The 24,517-nt window shown below is 61.7% G+C and carries 23 protein-coding genes; 12 read left to right on the top strand and 11 right to left on the bottom strand.

Features of this window, described 5'->3' with window-relative positions; all coding sequences use genetic code 11:
- Positions 1-163: 163 nt before the first annotated feature.
- From tcyN to tcyJ, 3 genes are read right to left on the bottom strand one after another with little or no spacing between them, the layout of a single operon-like run.
- Complete coding sequence (gene tcyN / locus PVV54_RS25115) at positions 164-925, bottom strand: L-cystine ABC transporter ATP-binding protein TcyN (protein ID WP_274907773.1); 762 nt, start codon at positions 923-925, stop codon at positions 164-166.
- Position 926: 1 nt separating this feature from the next.
- Positions 927-1,595, bottom strand: a complete 669-nt coding sequence (gene tcyL / locus PVV54_RS25110) for a cystine ABC transporter permease (protein ID WP_274907772.1) — start codon at positions 1,593-1,595, stop codon at positions 927-929.
- Positions 1,592-2,386 carry a cystine ABC transporter substrate-binding protein gene (gene tcyJ / locus PVV54_RS25105; protein WP_274907771.1) on the bottom strand — a complete coding sequence of 265 codons (795 nt, stop codon included), beginning with the start codon at positions 2,384-2,386 and terminating at the stop codon, positions 1,592-1,594. The genes tcyL and tcyJ overlap by 4 nt, the downstream gene beginning before the upstream one ends.
- Before the next feature lie 254 nt (positions 2,387-2,640).
- Here tcyJ and epsC point away from each other — a divergent pair, with 254 nt between their 5' ends.
- Complete coding sequence (epsC, locus tag PVV54_RS25100; protein WP_274907770.1) at positions 2,641-3,573, top strand: serine O-acetyltransferase EpsC; 933 nt, start codon at positions 2,641-2,643, stop codon at positions 3,571-3,573.
- Positions 3,574-3,853: 280 nt separating this feature from the next.
- Positions 3,854-5,815 (top strand): choline transporter BetT, encoded by a 1,962-nt coding sequence (gene betT / locus PVV54_RS25095; protein WP_274910497.1) that lies wholly within the window; start codon positions 3,854-3,856, stop codon positions 5,813-5,815.
- A gap of 85 nt (positions 5,816-5,900) precedes the next feature.
- Here the strand turns inward: betT and tauD are convergent, their stop codons facing one another.
- From tauD to tauA, 4 genes are read right to left on the bottom strand one after another with little or no spacing between them, the layout of a single operon-like run.
- On the bottom strand, positions 5,901-6,734 hold the full coding sequence (tauD, locus tag PVV54_RS25090) for a taurine dioxygenase (protein WP_274907769.1): 834 nt from the start codon (positions 6,732-6,734) through the stop codon (positions 5,901-5,903).
- A 48-nt stretch (positions 6,735-6,782) separates the two neighbouring features.
- On the bottom strand, positions 6,783-7,622 hold the full coding sequence (tauC, locus tag PVV54_RS25085; RefSeq protein WP_274907768.1) for a taurine ABC transporter permease TauC: 840 nt from the start codon (positions 7,620-7,622) through the stop codon (positions 6,783-6,785).
- A complete protein-coding gene (gene tauB / locus PVV54_RS25080) occupies positions 7,619-8,407 on the bottom strand; it encodes a taurine ABC transporter ATP-binding subunit (protein WP_274907767.1) in 789 nt (262 codons plus the stop codon). Before tauB ends, tauC begins: the two co-directional genes overlap by 4 nt.
- Positions 8,408-8,431: 24 nt before the next feature.
- The gene (tauA, locus tag PVV54_RS25075) at positions 8,432-9,403 is read right to left on the bottom strand and encodes a taurine ABC transporter substrate-binding protein (protein ID WP_274907766.1); all 972 of its coding nucleotides are present in this window, start codon (positions 9,401-9,403) and stop codon (positions 8,432-8,434) included.
- A gap of 498 nt (positions 9,404-9,901) precedes the next feature.
- Between tauA and PVV54_RS25070 the strand changes: the two genes are divergently transcribed.
- The 8 genes from PVV54_RS25070 (at position 9,902) to PVV54_RS25035 (ending at position 17,012) form a co-directional block, all read left to right on the top strand.
- Complete coding sequence (locus PVV54_RS25070; protein ID WP_274907765.1) at positions 9,902-11,236, top strand: OprD family porin; 1,335 nt, start codon at positions 9,902-9,904, stop codon at positions 11,234-11,236.
- A gap of 164 nt (positions 11,237-11,400) precedes the next feature.
- The gene (locus PVV54_RS25065) at positions 11,401-12,039 is read left to right on the top strand and encodes a peroxiredoxin (RefSeq protein ID WP_274907764.1); all 639 of its coding nucleotides are present in this window, start codon (positions 11,401-11,403) and stop codon (positions 12,037-12,039) included.
- A 281-nt stretch (positions 12,040-12,320) separates the two neighbouring features.
- A complete protein-coding gene (ssuE, locus tag PVV54_RS25060) occupies positions 12,321-12,914 on the top strand; it encodes an NADPH-dependent FMN reductase (protein ID WP_274907763.1) in 594 nt (197 codons plus the stop codon).
- A gap of 84 nt (positions 12,915-12,998) precedes the next feature.
- Complete coding sequence (locus PVV54_RS25055; RefSeq protein WP_274907762.1) at positions 12,999-13,964, top strand: sulfonate ABC transporter substrate-binding protein; 966 nt, start codon at positions 12,999-13,001, stop codon at positions 13,962-13,964.
- A 35-nt stretch (positions 13,965-13,999) separates the two neighbouring features.
- On the top strand, positions 14,000-15,148 hold the full coding sequence (gene ssuD / locus PVV54_RS25050) for an FMNH2-dependent alkanesulfonate monooxygenase (RefSeq protein WP_274907761.1): 1,149 nt from the start codon (positions 14,000-14,002) through the stop codon (positions 15,146-15,148).
- Between the two features lie 10 nt (positions 15,149-15,158).
- A complete protein-coding gene (gene ssuC / locus PVV54_RS25045) occupies positions 15,159-15,956 on the top strand; it encodes an aliphatic sulfonate ABC transporter permease SsuC (RefSeq protein ID WP_274907760.1) in 798 nt (265 codons plus the stop codon).
- On the top strand, positions 15,953-16,765 hold the full coding sequence (gene ssuB / locus PVV54_RS25040; protein WP_274907759.1) for an aliphatic sulfonates ABC transporter ATP-binding protein: 813 nt from the start codon (positions 15,953-15,955) through the stop codon (positions 16,763-16,765). The genes ssuC and ssuB overlap by 4 nt, the downstream gene beginning before the upstream one ends.
- Before the next feature lie 31 nt (positions 16,766-16,796).
- Positions 16,797-17,012: a TOBE domain-containing protein gene (locus PVV54_RS25035; RefSeq protein ID WP_008095172.1), complete on the top strand. Its 216-nt coding sequence runs from the start codon at positions 16,797-16,799 to the stop codon at positions 17,010-17,012.
- A gap of 142 nt (positions 17,013-17,154) precedes the next feature.
- Here the strand turns inward: PVV54_RS25035 and PVV54_RS25030 are convergent, their stop codons facing one another.
- The 4 genes from PVV54_RS25030 to PVV54_RS25015 form a co-directional block, all read right to left on the bottom strand.
- Positions 17,155-17,787 carry a TetR/AcrR family transcriptional regulator gene (locus PVV54_RS25030; protein ID WP_274907758.1) on the bottom strand — a complete coding sequence of 211 codons (633 nt, stop codon included), beginning with the start codon at positions 17,785-17,787 and terminating at the stop codon, positions 17,155-17,157.
- On the bottom strand, positions 17,787-19,364 hold the full coding sequence (gene gshA / locus PVV54_RS25025) for a glutamate--cysteine ligase (RefSeq protein WP_274907757.1): 1,578 nt from the start codon (positions 19,362-19,364) through the stop codon (positions 17,787-17,789). The genes PVV54_RS25030 and gshA overlap by 1 nt, the downstream gene beginning before the upstream one ends.
- 154 nt (positions 19,365-19,518) lie before the next feature.
- Positions 19,519-19,902, bottom strand: a complete 384-nt coding sequence (locus tag PVV54_RS25020; protein WP_274910496.1) for a PaaI family thioesterase — start codon at positions 19,900-19,902, stop codon at positions 19,519-19,521.
- A complete protein-coding gene (locus tag PVV54_RS25015) occupies positions 19,902-22,226 on the bottom strand; it encodes a Tex family protein (protein ID WP_274907756.1) in 2,325 nt (774 codons plus the stop codon). The genes PVV54_RS25020 and PVV54_RS25015 overlap by 1 nt, the downstream gene beginning before the upstream one ends.
- 184 nt (positions 22,227-22,410) lie before the next feature.
- Here PVV54_RS25015 and ompR point away from each other — a divergent pair, with 184 nt between their 5' ends.
- On the top strand, positions 22,411-23,151 hold the full coding sequence (gene ompR, locus PVV54_RS25010) for an osmolarity response regulator transcription factor OmpR (RefSeq protein ID WP_274907755.1): 741 nt from the start codon (positions 22,411-22,413) through the stop codon (positions 23,149-23,151).
- Between the two features lie 13 nt (positions 23,152-23,164).
- Positions 23,165-24,478: an ATP-binding protein gene (locus tag PVV54_RS25005; RefSeq protein ID WP_274907754.1), complete on the top strand. Its 1,314-nt coding sequence runs from the start codon at positions 23,165-23,167 to the stop codon at positions 24,476-24,478.
- Positions 24,479-24,517 lie beyond the last annotated feature (39 nt).

Raw genomic sequence — 24,517 nt, 5'->3', positions numbered from 1 at the left:
TCCGGTGGTCCGGTGTATATACCCTAAAGGCTTATTAATTGTTTATGAACTAACCTTTTGGAATATATATAGAAGAGAGAATTTGTGGGGCTGTGCCGGCCTCATCGCGGATAAATCCGCTCCTACACGAATACCTGTAGGAGCGGATTTATCCGCGATAGCGTCAGCCCTGGCTGGCGGCAGTACCGAGAAACTTGCGCAAGAACTGCCGGGTGCGCTCTTCACGCGGGTTGGCAAACAGCGCCTTGGCCTCGCCCTGTTCAACGATCACGCCCTTGTCGAAGAAGATCACCCGGTTTGCTACATCCCGGGCAAAGCTCATCTCGTGGGTGACGATGATCATGGTGCGCTTTTCCTCGGCCAGGCCGCGGATGGTCGCCAACACTTCGCCGACCAGCTCCGGGTCGAGCGCCGAGGTGGGCTCGTCGAACAGGATCACCTCGGGTTCCATGGCCAATGCACGGGCGATTGCCACCCGCTGCTGCTGGCCGCCCGAAAGACGGCGGGGGTAGGCGTCTTCCTTGCCCGCCAGGCCGACTTTGGCCAGCAGCTTGCGGCCCAGCGCAAGGGCTTGGTCGCGGGGTGTCTTCTTCACGATCACCGGCCCTTCGATGACGTTCTCCAGTGCCGTGCGATGGGGGAACAGGTTGAAGTTCTGAAACACGAACCCGGCCTGCTGTCGCAGGCGGCGGATAGCACTCTGCTGGCCCCCAAGCGGGCGGTTGGCGTCAATGCTGATATCGCCGATCTGAATGCGCCCGGCGTCAGGCGTTTCCAGCAGGTTCAGGCAGCGCAGGAAGGTGGTTTTGCCAGAGCCGCTGGGGCCGATGATGGCCACCACTTCGCCCGGCTGCACTGCCAGGTCGATGCCGTTGAGCACGGTCTGGCCCTTGAACTGCTTGGTCAGGCCTTCTACTACGATCATCTCAATGCTCCTGGTCGTGCTGGTTTACCCGCGCTTCCATGCGGTTCTGGAAGTGCGCAAGAATGCTGCAAAGGATCCAGTAGACCACCGCAACGGCCAGGTACATGGTGAAGACTTCAAAGGTGCGGGCGGTAATCAGCTGCGCCTGGCGGAACAGCTCGGGCACCTGAATGGTGGCTGCCAGTGCGGTGTCCTTGACCAGCGAGATGAAGCTGTTGCCCAGCGGCGGCAGTGCAGTGCGCAATGCCTGCGGCAGAATGGCCCGGCGCATGGCCTGGGTGCGCGTCATGCCGATGCTGGCACACGCTTCCCATTGGCCCTTGTCGATCGAGGAAATCGCCGCCCGCAGGATTTCGCAGATATAGGCCGCCATGTTCAGTGACAGGCCGATCAGCGAAGCGGGGATGGGGTCGAGTTCGATGCCGATCTGCGGCATGCCGAAGTAGATCACGAACAGCTGCACCAGCAGCGGCGTGCCCCGGAAGAACGAGACGTAGATACGTGCCAGCCAGTTCAGCGGCAGGATCTTCGACAGCCGCATCAGCGCCAGGGCAAAGCCCAGCACCAGGCCGAAGAACATGCCGCCGACACTCAGCAGCACCGTGTAGCCCGCGCCCTTCAGCAGAAAGGGCGCGGAGTCGACAACGAGTTGCAGGCTTTCAGCGATCATCTGGTGACATCGGCACCGAAGTATTTTTCGGACAGCTTGGCCAGCGTGCCGTCAGCCTTGAGCTTGTCGATGGCCTTGTTGATGGCCTCCAGCAGCTCAGGCTCACCTTTGCGCAGGGCAACGCCGCTTTCCAGGCGGGAGAAGGCTTCGCCTGCCAGTTGCGTGTCCTTGGCTTTTTGCGCGTATTCCAGGGCGGCCAGGCGGTCGATCAGGATGGCGTCGATACGGCCGTTGCGCAGGTCGGCGAACTTGCTCGGGTCGTCTTCATAGGTGCGCACGTCAGCTTTCGGTACGTCTTGCTTCACCCATTGCTCGTAGTTGGTGCCCAAGCCTACGCCAACCTTCTTGCCGGCCAGGTCCTGGGCGGTCTTGATGTTCAGGGCGTCGGCTTTTTTCTTCAGGATCAGCGCCTGAATGCCAGAGATGGTGTAAGGCTCGGAGAAGTCATACTTCTTTTTGCGCTCTTCGGAAATGGTCACCTGGTTGATCACCACGTCCAGGCGCTTGGACTCCAGCGCGGCGAGGATGCCGTCCCATTTGGTCGGCTGGACCTTGGCCTTCACGCCCAGTTCCTTGGCCAGCAACTCGGACAGCTCCACTTCAAAGCCGGTCAGCTTGCCGTTTTCGTCCTGGAAGCTGAACGGTGGGTAGGTGCCTTCCAGGCCGACGTTGATCACGCCTTTTTCCTGGATGGTCTTCAACTGCTCGCCGGCGAACGCCTGGCTGAAGAGGCCGGCACCCAGCAGGATGGCCAGGCTGGCACTCAGAAGTGGTTTGGCAAATTTCGACATGTCAGGCCCCGCGCTTGTTGTGGAAGTGGTGGGTGGCGACTATAGGGTCGGCCTTATAGGCCTGGAAATAATAAAAACTTATTTTGTTATTCCCAATCTTGATTTTGGTCAGGTTTGTGCTGGGTAGAGGGTAGGCCGTCATCGCCGCTTATGCCTGACTTAGCGCAGGATGGAATAAAGCGTTGTTTTTTCCAAGAGGCGGATTTGCCGTACAGTGGATTTCAAAATGACTGACTGCCCAGCAGGAGAAAACCGTGAGCGAACAACCATCATCCGGGCATTGGCAATTGCACGGCATCGTCAGTGGCCTGCGTAGCGCACGCGAGCAGTGGCGTAGCCGCAATGGCCGCAGCATTGGCGAACAGGGCGGGCGTGAGCTGCCGTCGCGCGAGGCCATGCGGCACATTCTTGAGCAGCTGTGCGGGGCGTTGTTCCCGATGCGCCTTGGCCCGGTAGACCTGCGTGAAGAAAGTGAAGACTTTTACGTCGGCCACACGCTGGATGCCGCGCTGACCGCGTTACTGGCACAGGCGCGCCTGGAGTTGCGTTATGCGGCACGCCAGAGCAAAGGTGAACTGGCGGGTGTGGATGCCCATGCCCTGCGCTTGATTCAGGACTTTGCCGCCGCCCTGCCGGGCCTGCGGGTGTTGCTCGATACCGACGTACTGGCTGCCTATCACGGCGACCCGGCGGCACGTAGCGTCGATGAGGTGCTGCTGTGCTACCCGGGTATTCTGGCCATCATTCACCACCGCCTGGCCCACCACCTGTACCAGGCCGGTTTGCCCCTGCTGGCGCGGATCAGTTCGGAGCTGGCGCATTCGGCCACGGGCATCGACATTCACCCAGGCGCGCAGATCGGGCAGAGCTTCTTCATCGACCATGGCACTGGTGTGGTGATTGGCGAGACGGCGATCATTGGCGAGCGGGTACGCATTTACCAGGCCGTGACGCTGGGCGCCAAGCGTTTCCCCAGTGATGAGTCGGGGACGCTGCACAAGGGGCTGGCGCGACACCCGATCGTCGAGGACGATGTGGTGATTTATGCAGGGGCAACCATTCTGGGGCGGATCACCATCGGCAAGGGTTCGACCATTGGCGGTAATGTGTGGCTGACCCGCAGTGTGCCGGCCGAGAGCAATATTACCCAAGCCAATCTACAGTTGGATTGCCAGGATAAGAACTGAGGTTTGGGCCTATCGCGGATAAATCCGCTCCTACAAACACCAGTCCGTGTAGGGGCGGATTTATCCGCGATGAGGCCAGACCGGCCAGCCCCCCGGTTCGCATTGAAATCCAATCCATGTTTAACTTGAACGCTTGTTCAACGAAAAACGCTGGTCCGCTGCCGGTGTTCAACAGGAGGATTCCTTTGCTGAACCCGTTCATTACGAACCTCACGTCTATCGACGAGGTGCCCGCTTCATGAGTGCACCGTCCCCATCGCTTGCCAACGGCAAGATCCGCATGAACCCGCCGGTGTTCTACTTCGCGGCAAGCTTCATTCTCATTTTTGGCCTGGTGGTCATTGCGCAGCCGCAAGCGGCGGGCGAGTGGCTGTTGGCAGCGCAGAACTGGGCGGCCAACACGGTCGGCTGGTACTACATGCTGGCCATGACCCTGTACCTGGTCTTCGTGGTGGTCACCGCCTTGTCTGGCTACGGCAAGATCAAGCTCGGTGCCGACCACGACGAACCCGAGTTCAGTTACCTGTCGTGGGCGGGCATGCTGTTTGCCGCCGGCATCAGCATCACGCTGTTCTTCTTCTGCGTTTCCGAACCGCTGACCCACATGCTGCAGCCCCCGCAGGGCGAGGCAGGCACGGCAGAGGCCGGGCGCCAGGCGATGCAGATCCTGTTCTTGCATTGGGGCCTGCACGGCTGGGGTGTGTTTGCGTTTGTCGGTATGGCGCTGGCCTATTTCGCCTACCGCCACAACCTGCCGCTGGCCTTGCGTTCGGCGCTGTACCCGCTGATCGGCAAGCGCATCAACGGCCCGATCGGCTATGCGGTGGACGGCTTTGGCATCATTGCCACGGTGTTCGGCCTGGGTGCGGACATGGGCTTTGGCGTACTGCACCTCAACGCCGGCCTGGACTACCTGTTCGGCATCAGCCACAGCCAGTGGGTGCAGGTCATCCTCATTGTCCTGATGATGGGGGCGGCGGTAGCTGTTGCTGTTGCCGGGGTTGAGAAAGGCGTGCGGGTGATGAGTGACATCAACCTGTTCCTGGCCTGCGCACTGCTGTTGTTCGTGCTGTTCGCCGGGCCGACTCAGCACCTGTTCAACACCTTGATTCAAAACCTGGGCGACTACCTCGGTGCCTTGCCACGCAAGAGTTTCGACGTATACGCCTACGGTGAGCAACGTGACTGGCTGGGTGGCTGGACAGTGTTCTACTGGGCCTGGTGGATTGCCTGGGCGCCGTTCGTGGGGCTGTTCATTGCCCGTATCTCACGGGGCCGGACCATTCGTGAATTCGTGTTTGGTGTGCTGCTGATTCCGCTTGGCTTCACCCTGGCGTGGATGTCGATTTTCGGCAACAGCGCGCTGGACCAGGTGATCAACCACGGCATGACCGCGCTTGGGCAGTCGGCGCTGGACGACCCGTCGATGAGCCTTTACCTGCTGCTGGAAACCTACCCGTGGAGCAAGACGGTCATCGCGGTCACGGTGTTCATCAGCTTTGTGTTCTTCGTCACCTCGGCTGACTCGGGCACGGTAGTGCTGTCAACGCTGTCTGCCAAGGGTGGCGGTGCCGACGAAGACGGGCCGAACTGGCTGCGCATCTTCTGGGGGGCAATGACAGCGCTCATCACCAGCAGCCTGTTGTTCGCGGGCAGCATTGATTCCTTGAAGTCGGCGGTGGTGCTGACCTCGCTGCCTTTCTCGCTGATCTTGCTGTGCATGATGTGGGGCCTGCACAAGGCTTTCTACCTTGAAAGCCAGCGGCAGATCGCGCAGATGCACTCGCTGGCACCGTTTGCCCAGTCGCGCCGTGGCCGTGGTGGCTGGCGCCAGCGCCTGAGCCAGGCCGTTCACTTCCCGTCACGGGACGAGGTGTATCGCTTCATGGACGATGTGGTGCGCCCGGCGATTGCCGAGGTGCGCGAGGTGTTCGAGCAGAAGGGGCTGGTGCTGGTGACCCAGGATGACCCTAGCCATGACAACGTGAGCCTGAAGGTTGGCCATGGCGAGGAGCAACCGTTCATTTACCAAGTGCAGATGCGTGGGTACTTCACGCCGTCGTTCGCATTGGGTGGGTTGGGCACGCAGGAGTTGAAGAACCGCCGTTATTACCGGGCGGAGGTGCACCTGAGTGAAGGCAGCCAGAACTATGACCTGGTGGGCTACAGCAAGGAGCAGATCATCAACGACATCCTGGATCAGTACGAACGGCATATGCAGTTCCTGCATCTGGTCAGGTGATAACCTGCACCGGCCTCTTCGCGGGTAAATCGAAGCGGCGGTTCGCCGCTGCGATTTACCCGCGAAGAGGCCCGAGCAGGAGGCCTCAGAAGGGCGCATCCCCAAGGATCGTCGCCCGATGCATCACCCGCCGGTTCGGCCGGTAATCATCCACCGCAAAATGCTGCGTCACGCGGTTATCCCAAAAGGCCACGTCATTTTCCTGCCAACGCCAGCGAATGCTGAACTCCGGCCGTGTGGCATGGGCGAACAGTAGCTTCAGCAGCGCTTCGCTTTCCCAGTCGCTCAGTTCGTTGATGCGCGTGGTAAACCCTTCATTCACGAACAACGCCTTGCGGCCGCTTACCGGGTGGGTGCGTACCACCGGGTGCGACAGCGGTGGGTTGTTGCGCCGTGTTGCCTCCCAGCGGGCCAGGTCTTCTGCGGTTGTGCCAAAACGCTCCAGTGGGAACGACTTGGTAAAGTCGTGGGTGGCTGTCAGCCCATCAAGCATTTCACGCAGCGGTGCCGACAGTGCCTCGAAGGCCGCAATACCGCTGGCCCACAAGGTATCGCCACCGTAGGCCGGCAATTGCTTGGCACTGAGCACGGCCCCCATCGCCGGGGTCGGCAGAAAGGTCACATCGGTGTGCCACACGGCATTGTCACGTACGTCGGTAACGGCGGTGTCGAGGATCAGCACTTGCGGGGTTTCTGGCACATTCGGGTAGATCGGGTGAATGTGCAGGTCGCCAAAGCGTGCGGCGAAACGCGCTTGCTGCTCAGGGTTGATCGGCTGGTCGCGGAAGAACAGCACCTGGTGTTTCAGTAGCGCCTGTTCGATGGCATCGCGTTGTTCGACGGTGATCTCGCGGCTGATGTCCACGCCACTGATCTGGGCGCCGAGTGCCGGGCTGAGAGGGGTGATGGTCAGGCTCATTTCTTATCTCGTTCCTGGCGCCGGGTTGCCGGCGTAGTCAGTAGGCAATCAGTGGCTCTGCCCGTGCCAGGGCACCAGCTTGCGTTGCAGGGCGCGCAAGCCCATTTCCAGGGCGAAGGCAATCAGGGCGATCAGCAAAATGCCCAGTACCACCACATCGGTAACCAGAAACTGCGCAGCTGATTGCACCATGAAGCCCAGGCCGCTCGTGGCAGCGATCAATTCGGCGGCGACCAGCGTCGACCAGCCCACGCCCAGGCCGATGCGGATGCCGGTAAGGATGTCGGGCAGGGCGCTGGGCAGGATCACATGGCGGATCAGCTGAGCCTTGGTCGCTCCCAGCGACTGCGCGGCACGCAGCTTGGCCGGGTCGACGGTGCGCACGCCGGTGGCGGTGGCAATCGCGATCGGGGCGAAGATTGCCAGGTAGATCAGCAGTACCTTGGACAGCTCGCCAATACCGCACCAGATGACGATCAGTGGCAGGTAGGCCAGCGGCGGGATGGGGCGGTAGAACTCGATCAGCGGGTCTAGGATGCCGCGCGCCACGCGGTTGTAGCCGATGGCGATGCCTACCGGGATGGCGGTCAGGGTGGCAGCGGCAAGCGCCAGGCCGATGCGGCCGAGGCTCGCGCCCAGGTGCTGCCACAGGCTGGCGTCCATGTAGCCTTGGGTGAGCAGGCTCCAGCCTTTGGCCAGGATGTCGCCGGGTGACGGCAGGAACAGCGGCTCGACCCAGCCGGCAGCGGTCACTAGCCACCAGGCCAGCAGCAGGCTGGTCAGTGTCAGGGTGCTGATCCAGCGGGTAGACAATGGGCGGCGAGCGTTCAGGGCAGGCCGGGTTTGAGTGTTGCCTTTGGCGGCAACGGGCAGGTCCAGGCTGCTCATGCGGGCTCCTGCTGGCTCTGGCGTTGGGAGAACACCCGCGCCAGTACATGCTCGCGGGTTTCGATGAATTGTGGGTCGGACTTGATCGCGCGGGCTGACTCGCCAGCGGCATAGCGCTGGCCGAAGTCCAGTTGCAGGCGCTCGACCACCCGGCCAGGGTTCGGTGCCAGCAATACCAGTTCGCTGGCGAGGAACACCGCTTCTTCAATGTCATGGGTGATCAGGAACACCGGCTTGGCGGTGCGTTGCCACACCTGCAGCAGCAATTCCTGCATTTGCTCGCGTGTGAAGGCATCGAGGGCGCCGAAGGGCTCGTCCATCAACAGCACGCGCGGGTTGGCCGCCAGTGCACGGGCCAAGCCTACGCGCTGTTTCTGGCCGCCGGACAGTTCCCAGATGCGCCGCTCGGCAAAGCCGTCGAGGTCGACCAGGGCGAGCATTTCACGGGCCTTTGCTTCGCGCTGGGCGCGGGGCACGCCGGCCAGCTCCAGGCCGAAGGCCACGTTGCCCAGCACGTTCTGCCAAGGCAACAGGGCGTCGTCCTGAAACACCACGCCACGCTCGGCACCAGGGCCTTGTACTGGCACACCGTCCAGGGTGATGCGCCCGCTGCTGGGGGCAACAAAGCCGGCGATCAGGTTAAGCAGCGAGGTCTTACCGCTGCCGGATGGCCCCAAGGCCACCAGCAACTGGCGAGGCCCCAGGCTCAGGTTGATGTCGGCCAGCACCGGGGCGGTGGCGCCGGGGTACTGTGCGCTGATGCGCTCCAGTTCAAGCAAGGCCATGGCAGGCTCCGTGCAGTTGCAGGCTTAGTTGGGGATGTATTGGGCGCTGACGTAAGGCGAGTAGTCCGGCAGCACCGCTTCGACCTTGCCTTGCTGTTTGAGGAAGGTGGCCGTGTCGGTGAGGGCCTGGGTGGTCGGTGCGCCGAGTTCGCGGGCCTGGTCGGCTGCCAGCGGGTAGACGTTGCCTTCCAGCAGCACGGGGATGTCTGCCGCTTTGGCGCCGGACAGCTTGGCCAGCTTGCTGACATTGTCGGGGTTGGCCAGCCAGGCTTTCGGGTCTTTGCGGTAGTCGGCGTAGGCGTCGAGGGTGACCTTGGCGAAGGCCTTCACCACGTCCGGGTGCTTGGCGGCGAAGTCTTTGCGCACGATCCATGCGTCGAACGTCGGGGCGCCTTTTTCGGCGAGCTGGCCGGAGGTGATCAGCACTTTGCCGTTTTCTTTGGCTACGCCCAGGGCCGGGTCCCATACGTAGGTGGCGTCGATGTCGCCGCGCTTCCAGGCGGCAATGATCGCGGGCGGCGCCAGGTTGAGGATCTGGACTTTGGACGGGTCGATGTTCCAGCTCTTCAGCGCGGCCAGCAGGCTGTAATGGCCGGTGGAAACGAACGGCACGGCGACTTTCTTGCCCACCAGGTCCTGCGGCGTCTTGATGTTGTCGCGGGCAACCAGCGCTTCGCCGGCGCCGATCTGCGTAGCAATCAGGAAGGTTTCCACGGGTAGCTTGCGGGTGGCGGCGGCGGCCAGTGGGCTCGAACCCAGGTAGCCGATCTGCACGTCGCCACTGGCCACGGCGGTAATCACGTCGGCGCCGTTATCGAACTTGCGCCAGTCGATGCTGGCCTTGCTGGCTTTTTCATAGTCGCCATCGGCCTGGGCCACTTTGGCCGGATCGACGGTGGTCTGGTAGGCGACCGTGAGGTCGGCAGCCTGGGCCAACCAGCTGGCGCTGGCGAGAGTCAGGGCGGCGAACAGGCGCAGCGGGGCATGCGGGATCATGGTGAACCTCTCGTCAGGCAAGCGATGTGATGGATGGCGAGAAGACTAGATGATCTAAGAAATCAAAAATAAATAACTTTTTAGAATTAGCTTAGGAGCCAAACGCTTTAATGCTGGGCAGGTGGGGGAGGGCGCTGGCGGAAAGCGGAGGGGCTGCTAACCTTTCGTCCCTTCGTGAGGGTAGGAAATGGATGCCAGCTTGCCAAACGTTTGCACATAACCTAAAGATCTGATTTGCAGGGTCGATACAACTTTTGGTAGTAAACGTTCCAACTATATTCCGTAAAAATCTTACAAATTCACAAAACGGTCATTTTGGATTTATAGGATTGTCATTATCCTGTAGCGCAGGGGCGACCTTAGACCATAGTCTTGCAACGTTTAGAAACCATTGACTAAATGGTCACGCTTTGGGACTAAATCGTCCATCCACGGCGAGCGGGGCAGAAGACTCCACCGCCAGAGATACACAAGAATTAGAACGTAGAGGAGCAAAACATGTACAAGTCCAGCCTGGCCCTGGCCGTGGCACTGGGGGTTCTCGCCCAACAAGCAAGCGCTGCCGGCTTCATCGAAGACAGCAAACTGGCACTCAGCTCGCGCACCATGTACTTCAACAACGACAACCGTGATGGCGGCGCAGACAACCGCGAATCGGGCCAAGGCTTCAAGCTGGACTACCTGTCCGGCTTCACCCAAGGCACCGTTGGTTTCGGCGTTGACGTTCAGGCCCTGTGGGGTATTCACCTGGATGGCGGTCGCGGCAAGCACCCGGACAACAGCAGCTTCTTCCCTAGCGACTCCGATGGTTCGGCTGCTAGCCAGTGGGCCCGCATCGGCGGTAACGCCAAGGCTCGCTTCTCGAAGACCGAGGTTCACTACGGTAGCGCCCTGGCACCGAACCTGCCGATCCTCGTTTCCAACGATGGCCGTCTGCTGCCGCAAACCTTCGAGGGTGGCACCATCCAGTCGAAGGAAATCGACAACCTGACCATCAACGCCGGTCAGCTGACCCACGCCATGGGCCGTGCTTCGAGCAACCGTACTGGTCTGTCGGTCGCCGGTGCCTACCGCGACAGCAACAAGTTCCGCTACGGCGGCCTGGACTACAAGCTCACTCCAGACCTGACCCTGCAGTACTACTACTCGAACCTGGAAGACTTCTACAAGCAGCACTTCCTGGGCGCGACCCACGTCTTCAAGATTGCTGACGACCAGTCGTTCAAAACCGACCTGCGCTACTTCGACAGCAGCAGCGACGGCCGCAACGGCGAAGCGGGCTACACCTTCAACAACAACGGTGGCTACGCCAAGAATTCGGGCGAGGTCGACAACAAGACCTGGTCTGCGATGTTCACCTACACCTTGGGTGGCCACTCGCTGATGCTGGGCCATCAGCAGGTTAGCGACGACGGTGGCTTCGTCTGGCTGAACCAGGGCAACGTGCGTAAAGACGGCTCTACCTCTTCGCTCGAAGGTGCCGGCGGCGCAAGCTTCTACCTGTTCACCGACAGCATGATCAACCAGTTCGCCAAGGCCGGTGAAAACACCACCTTCGGTCAGTACTCGTATGACTTCGCGCGTCTGGGCGTACCAGGCCTGAAGGCTTCGGTCGCTTACCTGAAAGGTGAAGACGGCAAGAACGCCACTGGCGGCGGTACCTTCAGCGAGTGGGAGCGTGATGCTCGCGTTGACTACGTCATCCAGGAAGGCACCTTCAAAGGCCTGGGCGCCAGCCTGCGTCACGGCGTATACCGTGGCACCGGCACCAGCTCGCTGGCTGACCAGGATCAGACCCGCCTGATCTTCAACTACACTTACAACTTCCTGTAAGCCGTAGCTGATCTAAGAGCCTCGCCTAGTGCGAGGCTTTTTTGTGCCCGCAATTTCGTATGCTCTGCGGTTATAAATAAATCGTTATTTATTCTTTTTGTTTTGCATCGGATGCAGGCACATTGAACCCACAAGGCCAGAACACAGCACAGGAGCCGCACCCCATGAGCCTCAAACTCGGCGACATCGCCCCCGATTTCGAACAGGATTCCAGCGAAGGCAAAATCCGCTTCCACGAATGGCTGGGCAGCAGCTGGGGTGTGCTGTTCTCCCACCCGGCCGATTTCACTCCGGTCTGCACCACCGAGCTGGGCCTGACCGCCAAGCTCAAGGAAGACTTCGCCCAACGTGGCGTCAAAGCCATTGCCCTGTCGGTGGACCCGGTCGACTCGCACCACAAATGGATCGAGGACATCAACGAGACCCAGAACACCGTGGTCAACTTCCCGATCATTGCCGACGCCGACCGTAAGGTGTCCGACCTGTACGACCTGATCCACCCTAATGCCAGCGACACCCTGACCGTGCGCTCACTGTTCGTGATCGACCCGAACAAGAAGGTGCGCCTGACCATTACTTATCCGGCCAGTACCGGGCGTAACTTCAACGAAATTCTGCGGGTGATCGACTCACTGCAGCTTACCGACAACCACAAGGTCGCCACACCAGGGAACTGGCAGGATGGTGACGAAGTGGTGATCGTGCCTTCGCTGAAGGATGAGGACGAAATCAAGCAGCGTTTCCCGAAAGGGTACCGCGCCGTGAAGCCTTACCTGCGCCTGACTCCGCAACCTAATCGTTAAAGGATCCTCGTTGTATTGCTCTTAGCCATGCAGGGATATTCGGGCCGTTTCGACGGCCCTTTTTTATGCCTGTAGAACGGCGTTGGGTTCATCGCGGATAAATCCGCTCCTACCACGATCGCGCCGACCTGAAGTCCGCGTTACCTGTAGGAGCGGATTTATCCGCGATGAGGCCCTGACAGGCATAGATATGAATGGAATAAACAAATGAAAAAATATGATTTCTAGATATATGAACAGACTGGTAATGTCTCCTCAACCCAACACAAGGAAGCGCCGTAATGCTGGTCGTCTCAATCGGTGGTAGCCCCAGTACCCGTTCACGCTCCGGCGTGTTGCTGGAGCGTTCGCGCCAGTGGCTGCAGGGCAACGGTGTCGAGGTGGTGACCTTCCAGGTGCGAGATTTCCCGGCAGAAGACCTGCTTCATGCGCGCTTCGACAGCCCGCATGTACAGCACTTCCAGCAGCTGGTTGCACAGGCCGACGGCCTCATCGTGGCTACCCCGGTGTACAAGGCATCGTTCGCCGGCGCCCTGAAAACCCTGCTCGACCTGCTGCCTGAACGCGCACTGGAACACAAGATCGTTTTGCCCATCGCCACCGGCGGCAGCATCGCCCACATGCTGGCAGTGGATTACGCACTCAAACCTGTGCTGTCGGCACTCAAGGCACAAGAGACCCTGCAAGGGATCTTTGCCGATGACAGCCAGATTGCTTACGCAGAAGGCACCCGGCCAGCACAACTGGCCCCGGCGCTGGAAGCACGCTTGCAAGACTCGCTGGAAACCTTCCACGTTGCCCTGGCCCGCAGGCCGCGCCCCGTGGCCCCCGGCGTGCTGAATGAACGCCTGATCAGCGCTCGCTGGAGCATCTGACCCGGCCTTACCGCTGTACCACCTTACTCGCCCGTCAACGAGGCAAGCAGGTGCAACCCGAACCCAATCGCACAGGAGAGCGCCATGCGCACAGTCTTCTTGCGTCGTGGTCTGGTCGCCCTGTTTGCGGCGGCTGTGTCCTTCGGCGCCATCACCCAAGCCCAGGCCGAAAGCCTGCGTATCGGTTATCAGAAATACGGCACCCTGGTGCTGCTCAAGGCCAAGGGCACGCTGGAAAAGCGCCTGGCTGAACAGGGCGTGCAGGTGCAATGGACCGAGTTCCCCGGTGGCCCGCAGCTGCTTGAAGGGCTGAACGTTGGCTCCATCGACTTTGGCGTCACGGGTGAAACGCCGCCTGTATTCGCCCAGGCTGCCGGTGCCGACCTGCTGTACGTGGCCTACGAGCCACCTGCGCCGCACAGCGAAGCCATCCTCGTGCCGAAGGGTTCGCCAATCCAGTCGGTGAAGGAACTCAAAGGCAAGAAAGTCGCCCTCAACAAAGGCTCCAACGTCCATTACCTGCTGGTTCGTGCATTGGAAGACGCCGGCCTCAAGTACAGCGACATTCAACCGGTCTACCTGCCACCTGCCGACGCCCGTGCCGCCTTCGAGCGAGGCAGCGTGGATGCCTGGGTGATCTGGGACCCGTACCAGGCCGCTGCCGAGCAGCAGTTGCAGGCCCGCACCCTTCGTGACGGCAAAGACCTGGTCGACAACCACCAGTTCTACCTCGCTACCCGTAACTACGCCACCCAGCACCCAGCCGTGATCAACACCCTGATCGAGGAAGTGCGCGCCGTGGGCCAGTGGTCCCAGGCCAACCCGCAAGAGGTGACCGCCCAGGTCGCACCGCTGCTCGGCCTGCCCGCCGACATCACCCTGACCTCGGTGAAACGCCAAGGCTACGGTGCCGCGCCGCTCACCCCTGAGGTGGTAGCCGCCCAACAGAAAATCGCCGACACCTTCCAGGCGCTCAAGCTGATCCCCAAGCCGCTGAGCATCAAGGACGTGATCTGGACACCCCCGGCCAAGGTTGCCACCGCGCCTTGATTGATTCGCCTGTATTCCTTGAGGAGACAACTCCAATGAGCCTTAACATTTTCTGGTTCCTCCCCACCCACGGTGACGGCAAGTACCTGGGTACCTCCGATGGCGCCCGCGCGGTCGACCATGGCTACCTGCAACAGATTGCCCAGGCCGCCGACCGCCTTGGCTTTGGTGGGGTGCTGATTCCTACCGGGCGTTCCTGCGAAGACTCCTGGCTAGTGGCCGCGTCGCTGATCCCGGTGACACAGAACCTGAAGTTTCTGGTGGCCCTGCGCCCTGGCATCATTTCGCCGACCGTGGCTGCACGCCAGGCCGCTACGCTCGATCGGCTGTCCAATGGCCGTGCCCTGTTCAACCTGGTCACCGGCGGCGACCCGGACGAGCTGGCCGGTGACGGCTTGCACCTGAATCACCAGGAACGCTACGAAGCGTCGGTCGAGTTCACCCGCATCTGGCGCAAAGTGCTGGAAGGCGAAGTGGTCGACTACGATGGCAAGCACATTCAGGTGAAGGGCGCCAAGCTGCTCTATCCACCGATCCAGCAGCCGCGCCCGCCGCTGTACTTTGGTGGTTCGTCCGAAGCTGCTCAGGACCTGGCCGCCGAGCAAGTCGAGCTGTACCTGACCTGGGGCGAGCCGCCAAGCGCAGTAGCCGAAAAGATCGCCCAGGTTCGCGAAAAAGCAGCCGCCCAAGGCCGCGAAGTGCGCTTCGGCATTCGCCTGCATGTAATCGTGCGGGAAACCAACGAAGAAGCGTGGGCTGCTGCCGACAAGCTGATTTCGCACCTGGATGACGAAACCATCGCCCGCGCCCAGGCCTCGCTGGCGCGTTTCGACTCGGTAGGCCAGCAGCGCATGGCTGCACTGCACAACGGCAACCGCGACAAGCTGGAAGTCAGCCCCAACTTGTGGGCCGGGGTTGGCCTGGTGCGTGGTGGTGCCGGTACGGCACTGGTAGGGGACGGCCCGACTGTTGCGGCGCGGGTCAAGGAATACGCAGACCTTGGCATCGACACCTTCATCTTCTCGGGCTACCCGCACCTGGAAGAGTCCTACCGCGTGGCGGAGTTGCTGTTCCCGTACCTGGACGTGCAGCGCCCGGAGCAGGCCAAAACCGGCGGTTATGTGAGCCCGTTCGGTGAGATGGTCGCCAACGACATCCTGCCCAAGTCCGTCTCGCAGAGTTGAGGGCCGTACCATGAGTCGTGCAACCCCTTCCAACCTGACCCAGCGCTTGGCGCCGTGGGCGCTGCCGGTGCTGTTACTGGCAGTGTGGCAGCTGGCGGTCAGCGCCGGCTGGCTGTCGACGCGCATCCTGCCTGCGCCAAGCGCGGTGGTCAGCGCTGGCGTCGAGCTGGTACGCAGCGGTGAAATCTGGACTCACCTGGCCATCAGTGGCTGGCGTGCCGGGCTGGGCTTTCTGATCGGCGGCAGCATCGGCCTGGTGCTGGGCTTCATCACCGGCCTGTCGAACTGGGGTGAACGCCTGCTCGACAGTTCGGTGCAGATGATCCGTAACGTGCCGCACCTGGCGCTGATCCCGCTGGTGATCCTGTGGTTCGGTATCGACGAGTCGGCAAAGATCTTTCTGGTCGCGCTGGGCACGTTGTTCCCGATCTACCTGAACACCTACCACGGCATCCGCAACGTCGACCCGGCGTTGGTGGAAATGGCGCGTAGCTACGGCCTGTCGGGCTTTGGCCTGTTCCGCCAGGTGATCCTGCCCGGTGCATTGCCATCGATCCTGGTTGGCGTGCGCTTCGCCCTGGGCTTCATGTGGCTGACCCTGATCGTGGCCGAAACCATCTCGGCCAATGCCGGTATCGGTTACCTGGCCATGAACGCACGGGAATTCCTGCAAACCGACGTAGTGGTATTGGCCATCGTCATGTACGCAGTGCTCGGCAAGCTTGCCGACCTGGCTGCCCGCGGCCTTGAGCGTGTATGGCTGCGCTGGCACCCGGCGTATCAAGTGGCCAGGAAGGAGGGCGCATGACCGTGCTCAAAGAACAGCCGCCACGCCTGCTGCGTGGCATCCCGTTGGCCTCCAACGGCCTGCGCAAAGCCTTTGGCCAGCGTGAAGTACTCAAGGGCATCGACCTGCACATTCCGGCAGGCCAGTTTGTCGCCATCGTTGGCCGCAGTGGCTGCGGCAAGAGCACCTTGCTGCGCCTACTGGCCGGGCTCGACCAGCCTACGGCGGGCGAATTGCTGGCAGGTGCCGCGCCGCTGGCCGAGGCCCGTGAGGAAACCCGCCTGATGTTCCAGGATGCGCGGCTGCTGCCCTGGAAGAAGGTGATCGACAACGTCGGCCTGGGCCTGAGTGGCGACTGGCGCCAGCGTGCCTTGGATGCGTTGGAAGCGGTTGGCCTGGCTGATCGTGCCAATGAATGGCCGGCGGCCCTGTCCGGTGGCCAGAAGCAGCGTGTGGCCCTGGCCCGTGCGCTGATCCACCAGCCACGCCTGCTGCTGCTGGACGAGCCGCTGGGTGCGCTGGATGCGCTGACTCGAATCGAGATGCAGCAACTGATCGAGCGCCTGTGGCGCCAGCACGGTTTCACGGTGCTGCTGGTTACCCATGACGTCAGCGAAGCCGTTGCCGTGGCAGATCGGGTGATCCTGATCGAAGAAGGCGAGGTTGGCCTTGATCTTGAGGTAGACCTGGCAAGGCCCCGGGCGCGTGGTTCGCACCGCCTGGCTGCGCTGGAAAGTGAAGTTCTGAACCGCGTGCTGTCGGCCCCGGGCACCGCGCCCGAGCCGGAACCTGTAGCCCCTTTGCCTACGCAATTGCGTTGGGCGCACTGAACCCTAGAAGCCAAAGAGAAGGAATCAAGCCATGACTATCAAAGCCATCAACGTTCGCAACCAGTTCAAAGGCACTGTGAAAGAAATCCTGGAAGGTCCGGTGCTGTCGGAAATCGACGTGCAGACTGCCTCGGGGATCGTGACTTCGGTGATCACCACCCGCTCGGTGAAAGAGCTGGAGTTGCAGGTGGGGAGTGAGGTGATTGCGTTTGTTAAGTCGACGGAAGTGTCCATCGCCAAGTTGTGATGGGTCTGTTCGAAATTGGGGCCGCTTTGCGGCCCATCGCGGATAAATCCGCTCCTACAGGGACCGCGCAGGTTTTGAATCCAGCACGATCTCTGTAGGAGCGGATTTATCCGCGATGGGCTGCAAAGCAGCCCCAAAAATTTCAGCTCAAACGCTTAGCCAGAAACGGCGGCAAATACAACCCCAGGTACGCCTCAAACACCCGCTTGCCCTCTTCAGCCATACGCGGCGTGATCGCCTCGTGCAGCTGCACCGAACGCGCATACACCCGGTCACTCAACTCCATGGCCAACGCAAACACATCCACATCCGCAGGCATCACCGGTAAACGGAAATGCTGGTCGAACAGCTTATGCATCAGGTCGCCCAGTTCCATGTCGTGCTGACGGTCGGCCTGCACCACTTCACTCAAACCATGCTGCGCCAAAATAAGCTGCCGGGCAGCGGCGTCCTCATTGTAGATATCGAGCATGCGTTGCTCGATCAGCCGTGACAGTTCATGCCAGGTAGCGAATGCGCTGCTGTCGATGGGCGCGCTGAGCGCTTCACGGAAGGCGCGGTGTACGTCGGCCGTAAGCGCCTCCAGCAGCGCAGGCACACTGGCGAAGAAGTGGTACACGGAGGAGGGCGGAATCTGTGCCCGCTCGGCCACGCTATAGATCGAAAGCGCCGCCACGCCTTGCCCCGCCAGCAGCTCACGCGCCGCCGCCAGGATCGCTTCGATCCTGGCCTGGCTGCTGGCGCGCGGCTTGCGCGGGCTGGCGTTGCGGCTCATCAGTTGCTGATCGCCAGGATGCTGGCCTGATACGCACCCACGAACAGGTCGAAGTCGCCGACTTCTTGCTGTTCAAGGCGTGACTGCTCGGCCAGCGAGTCGCGGGCCAGGGTCTCGTAGGCCTGCTGGCGTTCGACGGGCAGCGGCTGCTCGCGGAACGTTTCGGCGTGCAGGCGGCTTTGGCGCAGGGCGAACTGGACGAACGTCTCGTCATGCTCGGTCATGCGTGCAAGCACCTGAGCGGATGGCGTCAGTGAAGCGTCGTCAACCTTGGCCTGCTGTGCCGCCAGCGCCTTGGCGTGTTCCTCACCCCCTTGGGCGCGGTCGAGCAACTCGGCCAGCTTGCCGATCCGGGCGATCAATTCGCTGGCCCATTCCCGCAGGCCAACCGGTTGGCCATCGCGATGCAGGTCCAGCCCAGGGCGACGGCCTTCCTTGACCACGGTCAGGAAGTTGTTGGTGCACTGGCCGCATTCGCCGTTATCCAGCAGCGGGCTGTCTTCCAGCGCGCAGAACAGCAGGAACGCATCCAGGAAGCGGGCTTCCTCGAGGTCGATGCCTACCGGCAGGAACGGGTTGATGTCCAGGCAGCGCACTTCCACATACTGGATGCCGCGCGATGTCAGGGCCTGGATCGGCCGCTCGCCGGTGTAGGTGACGCGCTTGGGGCGGATGTTCGAGTAGTACTCGTTTTCGATCTGCAGGATGTTGGTGTTCAGCTGCACCCACTCGCCATCCACGTGCGTGCCGACTTCGACATAAGGCGGGTAGGGTGTACCCACCGCTTTGCGCAGGCTGTCGGTGTAACTCGCCAGGTTGTTGTAGCAAGGGGTGAGGCCTGCCTGTGCGTTGCTTTGGTAACCCAGGTCGCTCATGCGCAGGCTGGTGGCGTACGGCAGGTACAGGGTTTCGGCATCCAGCTCTTCCAGCTGGTGTGGGCGGCCACGCAGGAAGCCTTTGTCCAGTGCAGGCGAGGCGCCGAACAGGTACATCAGCAGCCAGCTGTAGCGGCGGAAGTTGCGGATCAGCGCAATGTATGCCGAGGACTGAAAGTCACGGTCATCCTGCGTACTGCCTTCGGCTTCACGCAGCAACGGCCACAGCGCTTCGGGCAGCGAGAAGTTGTAGTGGATGCCGGCAATGCACTGCATGGTGCGGCCGTAGCGCAGGGCCAGGCCTTTGCGGTACACGTGCTTGAGCTTGCCAATGTTGGAGGTGCCGTATTCGGCAATCGGGATGTCTCCTTCGGCCGGCAATGTGCACGGCATCGAAGGGCTCCACAGGTACTCGTTACCCAGCTTGCTGTAGACGAAGCGGTGGGTTTGTTCGAGGCTCTCCAGCACCTTGGCCGGGTCGGGCAGGGCCGGGGTGATGAACTCCAGCAGCGACTCGGAGTAATCGGTGGTGATCTGCTCGTTGGTCAGCGCAGAACCCAGGCTGTCCGGGTGTGGCGTTTGTGCCAGGCGGCCTTCATCGGTCACGCGCAGGCATTCGCGCTCAATACCGTGCAGGCACTGCTTGAGCAGGGGAAGATTGGCGCCGAGCAGGCTCAGGCGGCGGTTGAGGAGGTCGCTCAAGATGGATTCCTTCACGCGTCAGTCGCCCCAATATGGGGGTAGAGTTGACGGTCTACAAGGGTAGGAGAAAAGGAACTGGCGTTGTCGCCTGGTTTACGCGGTTCCGGCAGTGCCTGCGCACCGCCGGAAAATACCGCAGATACCCCTTGGTGAGCTAGAGAACCGCGAAGGTTCCTTGCGCTTTCGCCACCAACTTGTCGCCTTGAACTACGTCGGCGTCGACCACCAGCGTGCGGCGCCCGGCGTGCAGAACACGTGCCGTGCACAGCACTTCACCGTCACTGACGGCGCGCATGTAGTTGATTTTGCACTCTATGGTGACGCTTTGCTGGTCAAAGCCATGGCTGGCCGAGCAGGCCAGGCCCATGGCGATGTCCACCAGGCTGAAAATCGCCCCGCCGTGCAGCTTCTGGCCACGGTTGCGCAAGTGCGGCTCCAGCGCCAGGGCTACCTCGGCAACACCCGTGTCCAGGCGTTGCAGGCGGCAGCCCAGGAGCTGGCTGAAGGCGCTTTCGACAAACTCCTTCGGCACGTCCATCATTTTTTCTTCAGTTGCTTGGCGTTGGCGAACAGCGCGGCCATGGCGTTGTTGGCCGGGGCGGCGGTAGCAGTTTCACGCTGGCGCGGTGCCTGTTGCTGACGGTTGCCGCCGTTGCCACGGTTGCCACCGCGGTTGCCTTCGACTTTCTCGCCCGGGGTATCGCTCATGCGCATGGACAGGCCGACGCGCTTGCGCGGGATGTCCACTTCCATGACCTTCACCTTGACCACGTCGCCGGCCTTGACCGCTTCGCGCGGGTCTTTGATGAACTTTTCCGACAGGGCCGAGATGTGCACCAAGCCATCCTGGTGCACGCCGATATCGACGAACGCACCGAAGTTGGTGACGTTGGTGACCACACCTTCGAGGATCATGCCGGGCTCGAGATCCTTGAGGTCCTCAACGCCGTCCTGGAAGGTGGCGGTTTTGAACTCGGGGCGCGGGTCACGGCCGGGCTTGTCCAGCTCCTGAAGGATGTCGGTGACGGTCGGCAGGCCGAAGGTTTCGTCGGTGAACTGCTTCGGGTCCAGGCGCTTGAGGAAGCCGCTGTCGCCAATCAGCGAGCGGATGTCGCGGCTGGTATCGGCGGCGATGCGTTGTACCAGCGGGTAAGCTTCGGGGTGCACCGCAGAGGCGTCCAGCGGGTTGTCGCCGTTCATCACGCGTAGGAAGCCAGCCGCTTGCTCGAAGGTTTTTTCACCCAGGCGGCTGACTTTTTTCAGCGCCGCACGGGTGGCGAACGGGCCGTTGGCGTCGCGGTGGGCGACGATGTTCTGCGCCAAGGTTGCGTTCAGGCCGGAAATGCGAGTCAGCAAGGCCACCGAGGCCGTGTTGACGTCCACGCCCACGGCGTTCACGCAGTCCTCGACCACTGCGTCCAGGCCACGGGCCAGTTTCACTTGGGAAACGTCGTGCTGGTACTGGCCGACGCCAATGGACTTCGGGTCGATCTTCACCAGTTCGGCCAGCGGGTCTTGCAGGCGGCGGGCGATGGATACCGCGCCACGGATCGACACGTCCAGGTCCGGGAATTCACGGGCGGCCAGCTCCGATGCCGAGTACACCGATGCGCCGGCTTCAGAGACCATGATTTTGGTGATTTTCAGTGCCGGGTATTTTTTGACCAGCTCTGCCACCAGCTTGTCGCTTTCGCGGCTGGCAGTGCCGTTGCCGATGGCGATCAGCTCGACAGAGTGCTTGGCGCACAGGGCCGCCATGATGGAAATGGTGCGGTCCCAGTCGTTTTTCGGCGCATGCGGGTAGACCGTGGTGTGGTCCAGCAGCTTGCCGGTGGCGTCGACCACGGCGATTTTGCAACCGGTGCGCAGGCCCGGGTCGAAGCCCAGGGTGGCGCGCGGGCCGGCCGGGGCGGCCAGCAGCAGGTCGTGCAGGTTGTGGGCGAACACGTTGATGGCCTCGCCTTCGGCGTTGTCACGCAGTTCGCCGAACAGGTCGGTTTCCAGGTGGGTGTAGAGCTTGACCTTCCAGGTCCAGCGCACCACCTCGCCCAGCCATTTGTCGGCAGGGCGGTTGCGGTTTTCGACGCCGACGTGGGTGCCGATCATCAGTTCGCAAGGGTGCAGGGTGCCCGGCAGCTCCTCGCCAACTTTGAGCGAAGCGCTCAGCACGCCTTCGTTACGGCCGCGGAAAATGGCCAGAGCCCGGTGCGACGGGGCATTGCGCAGCAATTCGTCATGTTCGAAGTAGTCGCGGAACTTGGCGCCTTCTTCTTCCTTGCCAGCGACCACGCGGGCGCTCAGTACCGATTCCTGCTTGAGGAAGTTGCGCAGCTTATCGAGCAGGGCAGCATCCTCGGCGAAACGCTCCATGAGGATGTACTTGGCGCCTTCCAGGGCTGCTTTTACGTCGGCCACGCCTTTTTCAGCATCAACGAAGCGCGCAGCTTCGCTTTCCGGCGCCAGTTGCGGGTCGTTGAACAGGCCATCGGCCAGCTCGCCCAGGCCAGCCTCCAGGGCAATCTGGCCCTTGGTGCGACGTTTTTGCTTGTACGGCAGGTACAAGTCTTCGAGGCGGGTCTTGGTGTCGGCCAGCTTGATTTCGCGGGCCAGTTCAGGGGTCAGCTTGCCCTGTTCCTCGATGCTGGCCAGGATGCTGGCGCGGCGGTCGTCGAGTTCGCGCAGGTAGCGCAGGCGCTCTTCCAGGTGGCGCAGTTGGGTATCGTCCAGGCTGCCGGTCACTTCCTTGCGGTACCGGGCGATGAAGGGCACGGTCGAGCCTTCGTCCAACAGGCCTACGGCCGCCTCGACCTGCTGCGGGCGAACGCCCAGTTCCTCGGCGATACGGCTGTTGATGCTGTCCATGTAAACCACCTGACAAGGATTGAAAGCCGCGCATTATACCCATCGAAAACAGCTTGCGGTGATGGCCCTAGGCCGCTTGCCCGAGGCAAGGAAGTGGCGCCGGGGGAAAAATCTGCTAACAATGCTCACGGCACGTGCAGCTATGGCTACGCCATAATGCGCGGCGAAATCAGAGGAGTTATTCATGACTGGCACCGCAAACACCGCAGAAGGTGAAAAGATTCTCATCGTCGATGACGACCCGGGGCTGAGCAGCCTGCTGGAACGTTTCTTCACCAGCAAGGGCTACCGCGCCCGCGCGGTGCCCAATACCGAACAGATGGACCGCCTGCTGCAACGCGAGGTGTTCAACCTGGTGGTGCTCGACCTGATGCTGCCTGGCGAAGACGGCCTGACCGCGTGCAAGCGTCTGCGTCAGTCCAGCAACCAGATCCCGATCATCATGCTGACCGCCAAGGGTGATGAGCTCAGCCGTATCAAGGGGCTGGAGCTGGGCGCCGACGATTACCTGGGCAAGCCGTTCAACCCGGACGAGCTGATGGCGCGGGTGAAGGCCGTGCTGCGCCGACAGTCGCCAACCGTGCCGGGTGCGCCGGGCAGCGAGGACGAGTCGGTCACATTTGGCGATTACGAGTTGTCGCTGGCTACCCGTGAGCTCAAGCGTGGCGATGAAGTGCACATGCTGACCACCGGCGAGTTCGCCGTGCTCAAGGCCCTGGTGATGCATGCCCGCGAACCGCTGACCCGCGACAAGCTGATGAACCTGGCCCGTGGTCGCGAGTGGGACGCTCTGGAACGCTCTATCGACGTGCAGATTTCGCGCCTGCGCCGCATGATCGAGCCGGACCCGTCCAAACCACGCTATATCCAGACGGTTTGGGGCGTGGGCTACGTGTTCGTACCAGACGGCAACGCTGGCAAGTGATGTTCAAACATTAATGAAAACACCGCTCTGGTTCCCGCAAAGCTTCTTTGCCCGCACGCTGTGGTTGGTGCTGATCGTCGTCCTGTTTTCCAAGGCGCTGACGCTGGTTTACCTGCTGATGAACGAAGATGTACTGGTTGACCGCCAGTACAGTCACGGCGTGGCGCTGACCTTGCGGGCTTACTGGGCGGCAGATGAAGACAACCGCGAAAAAATCGCCGAGGCCGCCGGGCTTATCCGCGTGACCGGCTCGGGCGTGCCCGAAGGCGAGCAGCATTGGCCCTACAGTGAAATTTATCAGCGCCAGATGCAGGCCGAATTGGGTGACGACACCGAAGTCCGGCTGCGTATCCACGCGCCGCCCGCCTTGTGGGTCAATGCACCGAGCCTGGGCCCTGGCTGGCTGAAGGTGCCGCTCTATCCGCACCCGTTGCGCGGGCAAAAGATCTGGAACGTGCTGGGGTGGTTCCTGGCCATCGGCCTGTTGTCCACCGCATCGGCCTGGATTTTCGTGCGCCAACTCAACCAGCCGCTCAAGCGCCTGGTGTTCGCCGCCCGCCAACTTGGCCAAGGGCGCAGCGTGCGTTTGCCGATCAGCGACACACCCAGCGAGATGACCGAGGTGTACCGCGCTTTCAACCAGATGGCCGAGGACGTGGAAAAGGCTGGGCAGGAGCGCGAGCTGATGCTGGCAGGGGTTTCCCATGACCTGCGCACGCCGCTGACACGGTTGCGTTTGTCCCTGTCGTTGCTGAATAGCGACAGCGAACTCAGTGATGACATGGTGCGGGATATCGAGGACATGGACGCGATCCTCGACCAGTTTCTGGCCTTCATCCGTGATGGGCGCGATGAGCCCATTGAAGAAGTGGATCTGGCCGACCTCGTGCGCGAGGTGGTGGCGCCCTACAACCAGCCTGAAGAGCGCGTGCGGCTGTGCCTGGAGCCGATTCCGCCGTTCCCGCTGCGGCGTGTTTCGCTCAAGCGCATGTTGGGCAACCTGATTGGCAACGCTCTGCATCACGCTGGCAAGGGTGTGGAAGTAGCGGCCTACGTGTCAGGTGACGAGAGTGCGCCTTATGTGGTGCTCAGTGTGCTGGACCGGGGTACGGGCATTGACGAATCGGAGCTTGAGACCATTTTCAACCCGTTCATACGTGGTGACCGGGCCCGTGGTGGCAAGGGCACCGGGTTGGGGTTGGCGATCGTCAAGCGGATTGCGGCGCAGCATGGCGGGAATGTGGAGTTGCGCAATCGATCCGGGGGGGGGATCGAGGCGCGGGTGAGGTTGCCTTTGGGGTTGTTGTTGCCGCGTAATGCGGTGTGATCTGTGCCGGCCTCATCGCGGCTAAAGCCGCTCCTACGG

The sequence above is a fragment of the Pseudomonas sp. PSKL.D1 genome (assembly GCF_028898945.1).
In the GTDB taxonomy this organism is placed as follows: Bacteria; Pseudomonadota; Gammaproteobacteria; order Pseudomonadales; family Pseudomonadaceae; genus Aquipseudomonas.
Note: the sequence above shows the minus strand (reverse complement) of the source record. Positions and strands in the feature narration are given on the sequence as shown.

Excerpts from the sequence above, each read along its gene's own strand:
- tauD (WP_274907769.1), bottom strand. The coding sequence starts at position 6,734 with ATGAGCCTGACCATCACCCCTCTCAGCCCGGCACTCGGCGCCCAGATC.
- betT (WP_274910497.1), top strand. The coding sequence starts at position 3,854 with ATGAACCCGCCGGTGTTCTACTTCGCGGCAAGCTTCATTCTCATTTTT.
- tcyN (WP_274907773.1), bottom strand. The coding sequence starts at position 925 with ATGATCGTAGTAGAAGGCCTGACCAAGCAGTTCAAGGGCCAGACCGTG.
- ssuC (WP_274907760.1), top strand. The coding sequence starts at position 15,159 with ATGAGTCGTGCAACCCCTTCCAACCTGACCCAGCGCTTGGCGCCGTGG.
- PVV54_RS25055 (WP_274907762.1), top strand. The coding sequence starts at position 12,999 with ATGCGCACAGTCTTCTTGCGTCGTGGTCTGGTCGCCCTGTTTGCGGCG.
- ssuD (WP_274907761.1), top strand. The coding sequence starts at position 14,000 with ATGAGCCTTAACATTTTCTGGTTCCTCCCCACCCACGGTGACGGCAAG.
- PVV54_RS25030 (WP_274907758.1), bottom strand. The coding sequence starts at position 17,787 with ATGAGCCGCAACGCCAGCCCGCGCAAGCCGCGCGCCAGCAGCCAGGCC.
- ssuB (WP_274907759.1), top strand. The coding sequence starts at position 15,953 with ATGACCGTGCTCAAAGAACAGCCGCCACGCCTGCTGCGTGGCATCCCG.
- tauA (WP_274907766.1), bottom strand. The coding sequence starts at position 9,403 with ATGATCCCGCATGCCCCGCTGCGCCTGTTCGCCGCCCTGACTCTCGCC.
- tcyJ (WP_274907771.1), bottom strand. The coding sequence starts at position 2,386 with ATGTCGAAATTTGCCAAACCACTTCTGAGTGCCAGCCTGGCCATCCTG.
- PVV54_RS25035 (WP_008095172.1), top strand. The coding sequence starts at position 16,797 with ATGACTATCAAAGCCATCAACGTTCGCAACCAGTTCAAAGGCACTGTG.
- tcyL (WP_274907772.1), bottom strand. The coding sequence starts at position 1,595 with ATGATCGCTGAAAGCCTGCAACTCGTTGTCGACTCCGCGCCCTTTCTG.
- PVV54_RS25005 (WP_274907754.1), top strand. The coding sequence starts at position 23,165 with ATGAAAACACCGCTCTGGTTCCCGCAAAGCTTCTTTGCCCGCACGCTG.
- PVV54_RS25065 (WP_274907764.1), top strand. The coding sequence starts at position 11,401 with ATGAGCCTCAAACTCGGCGACATCGCCCCCGATTTCGAACAGGATTCC.
- tauB (WP_274907767.1), bottom strand. The coding sequence starts at position 8,407 with ATGGCCTTGCTTGAACTGGAGCGCATCAGCGCACAGTACCCCGGCGCC.
- ompR (WP_274907755.1), top strand. The coding sequence starts at position 22,411 with ATGACTGGCACCGCAAACACCGCAGAAGGTGAAAAGATTCTCATCGTC.
- PVV54_RS25020 (WP_274910496.1), bottom strand. The coding sequence starts at position 19,902 with ATGGACGTGCCGAAGGAGTTTGTCGAAAGCGCCTTCAGCCAGCTCCTG.
- PVV54_RS25070 (WP_274907765.1), top strand. The coding sequence starts at position 9,902 with ATGTACAAGTCCAGCCTGGCCCTGGCCGTGGCACTGGGGGTTCTCGCC.
- tauC (WP_274907768.1), bottom strand. The coding sequence starts at position 7,622 with ATGAGCAGCCTGGACCTGCCCGTTGCCGCCAAAGGCAACACTCAAACC.
- ssuE (WP_274907763.1), top strand. The coding sequence starts at position 12,321 with ATGCTGGTCGTCTCAATCGGTGGTAGCCCCAGTACCCGTTCACGCTCC.
- PVV54_RS25015 (WP_274907756.1), bottom strand. The coding sequence starts at position 22,226 with ATGGACAGCATCAACAGCCGTATCGCCGAGGAACTGGGCGTTCGCCCG.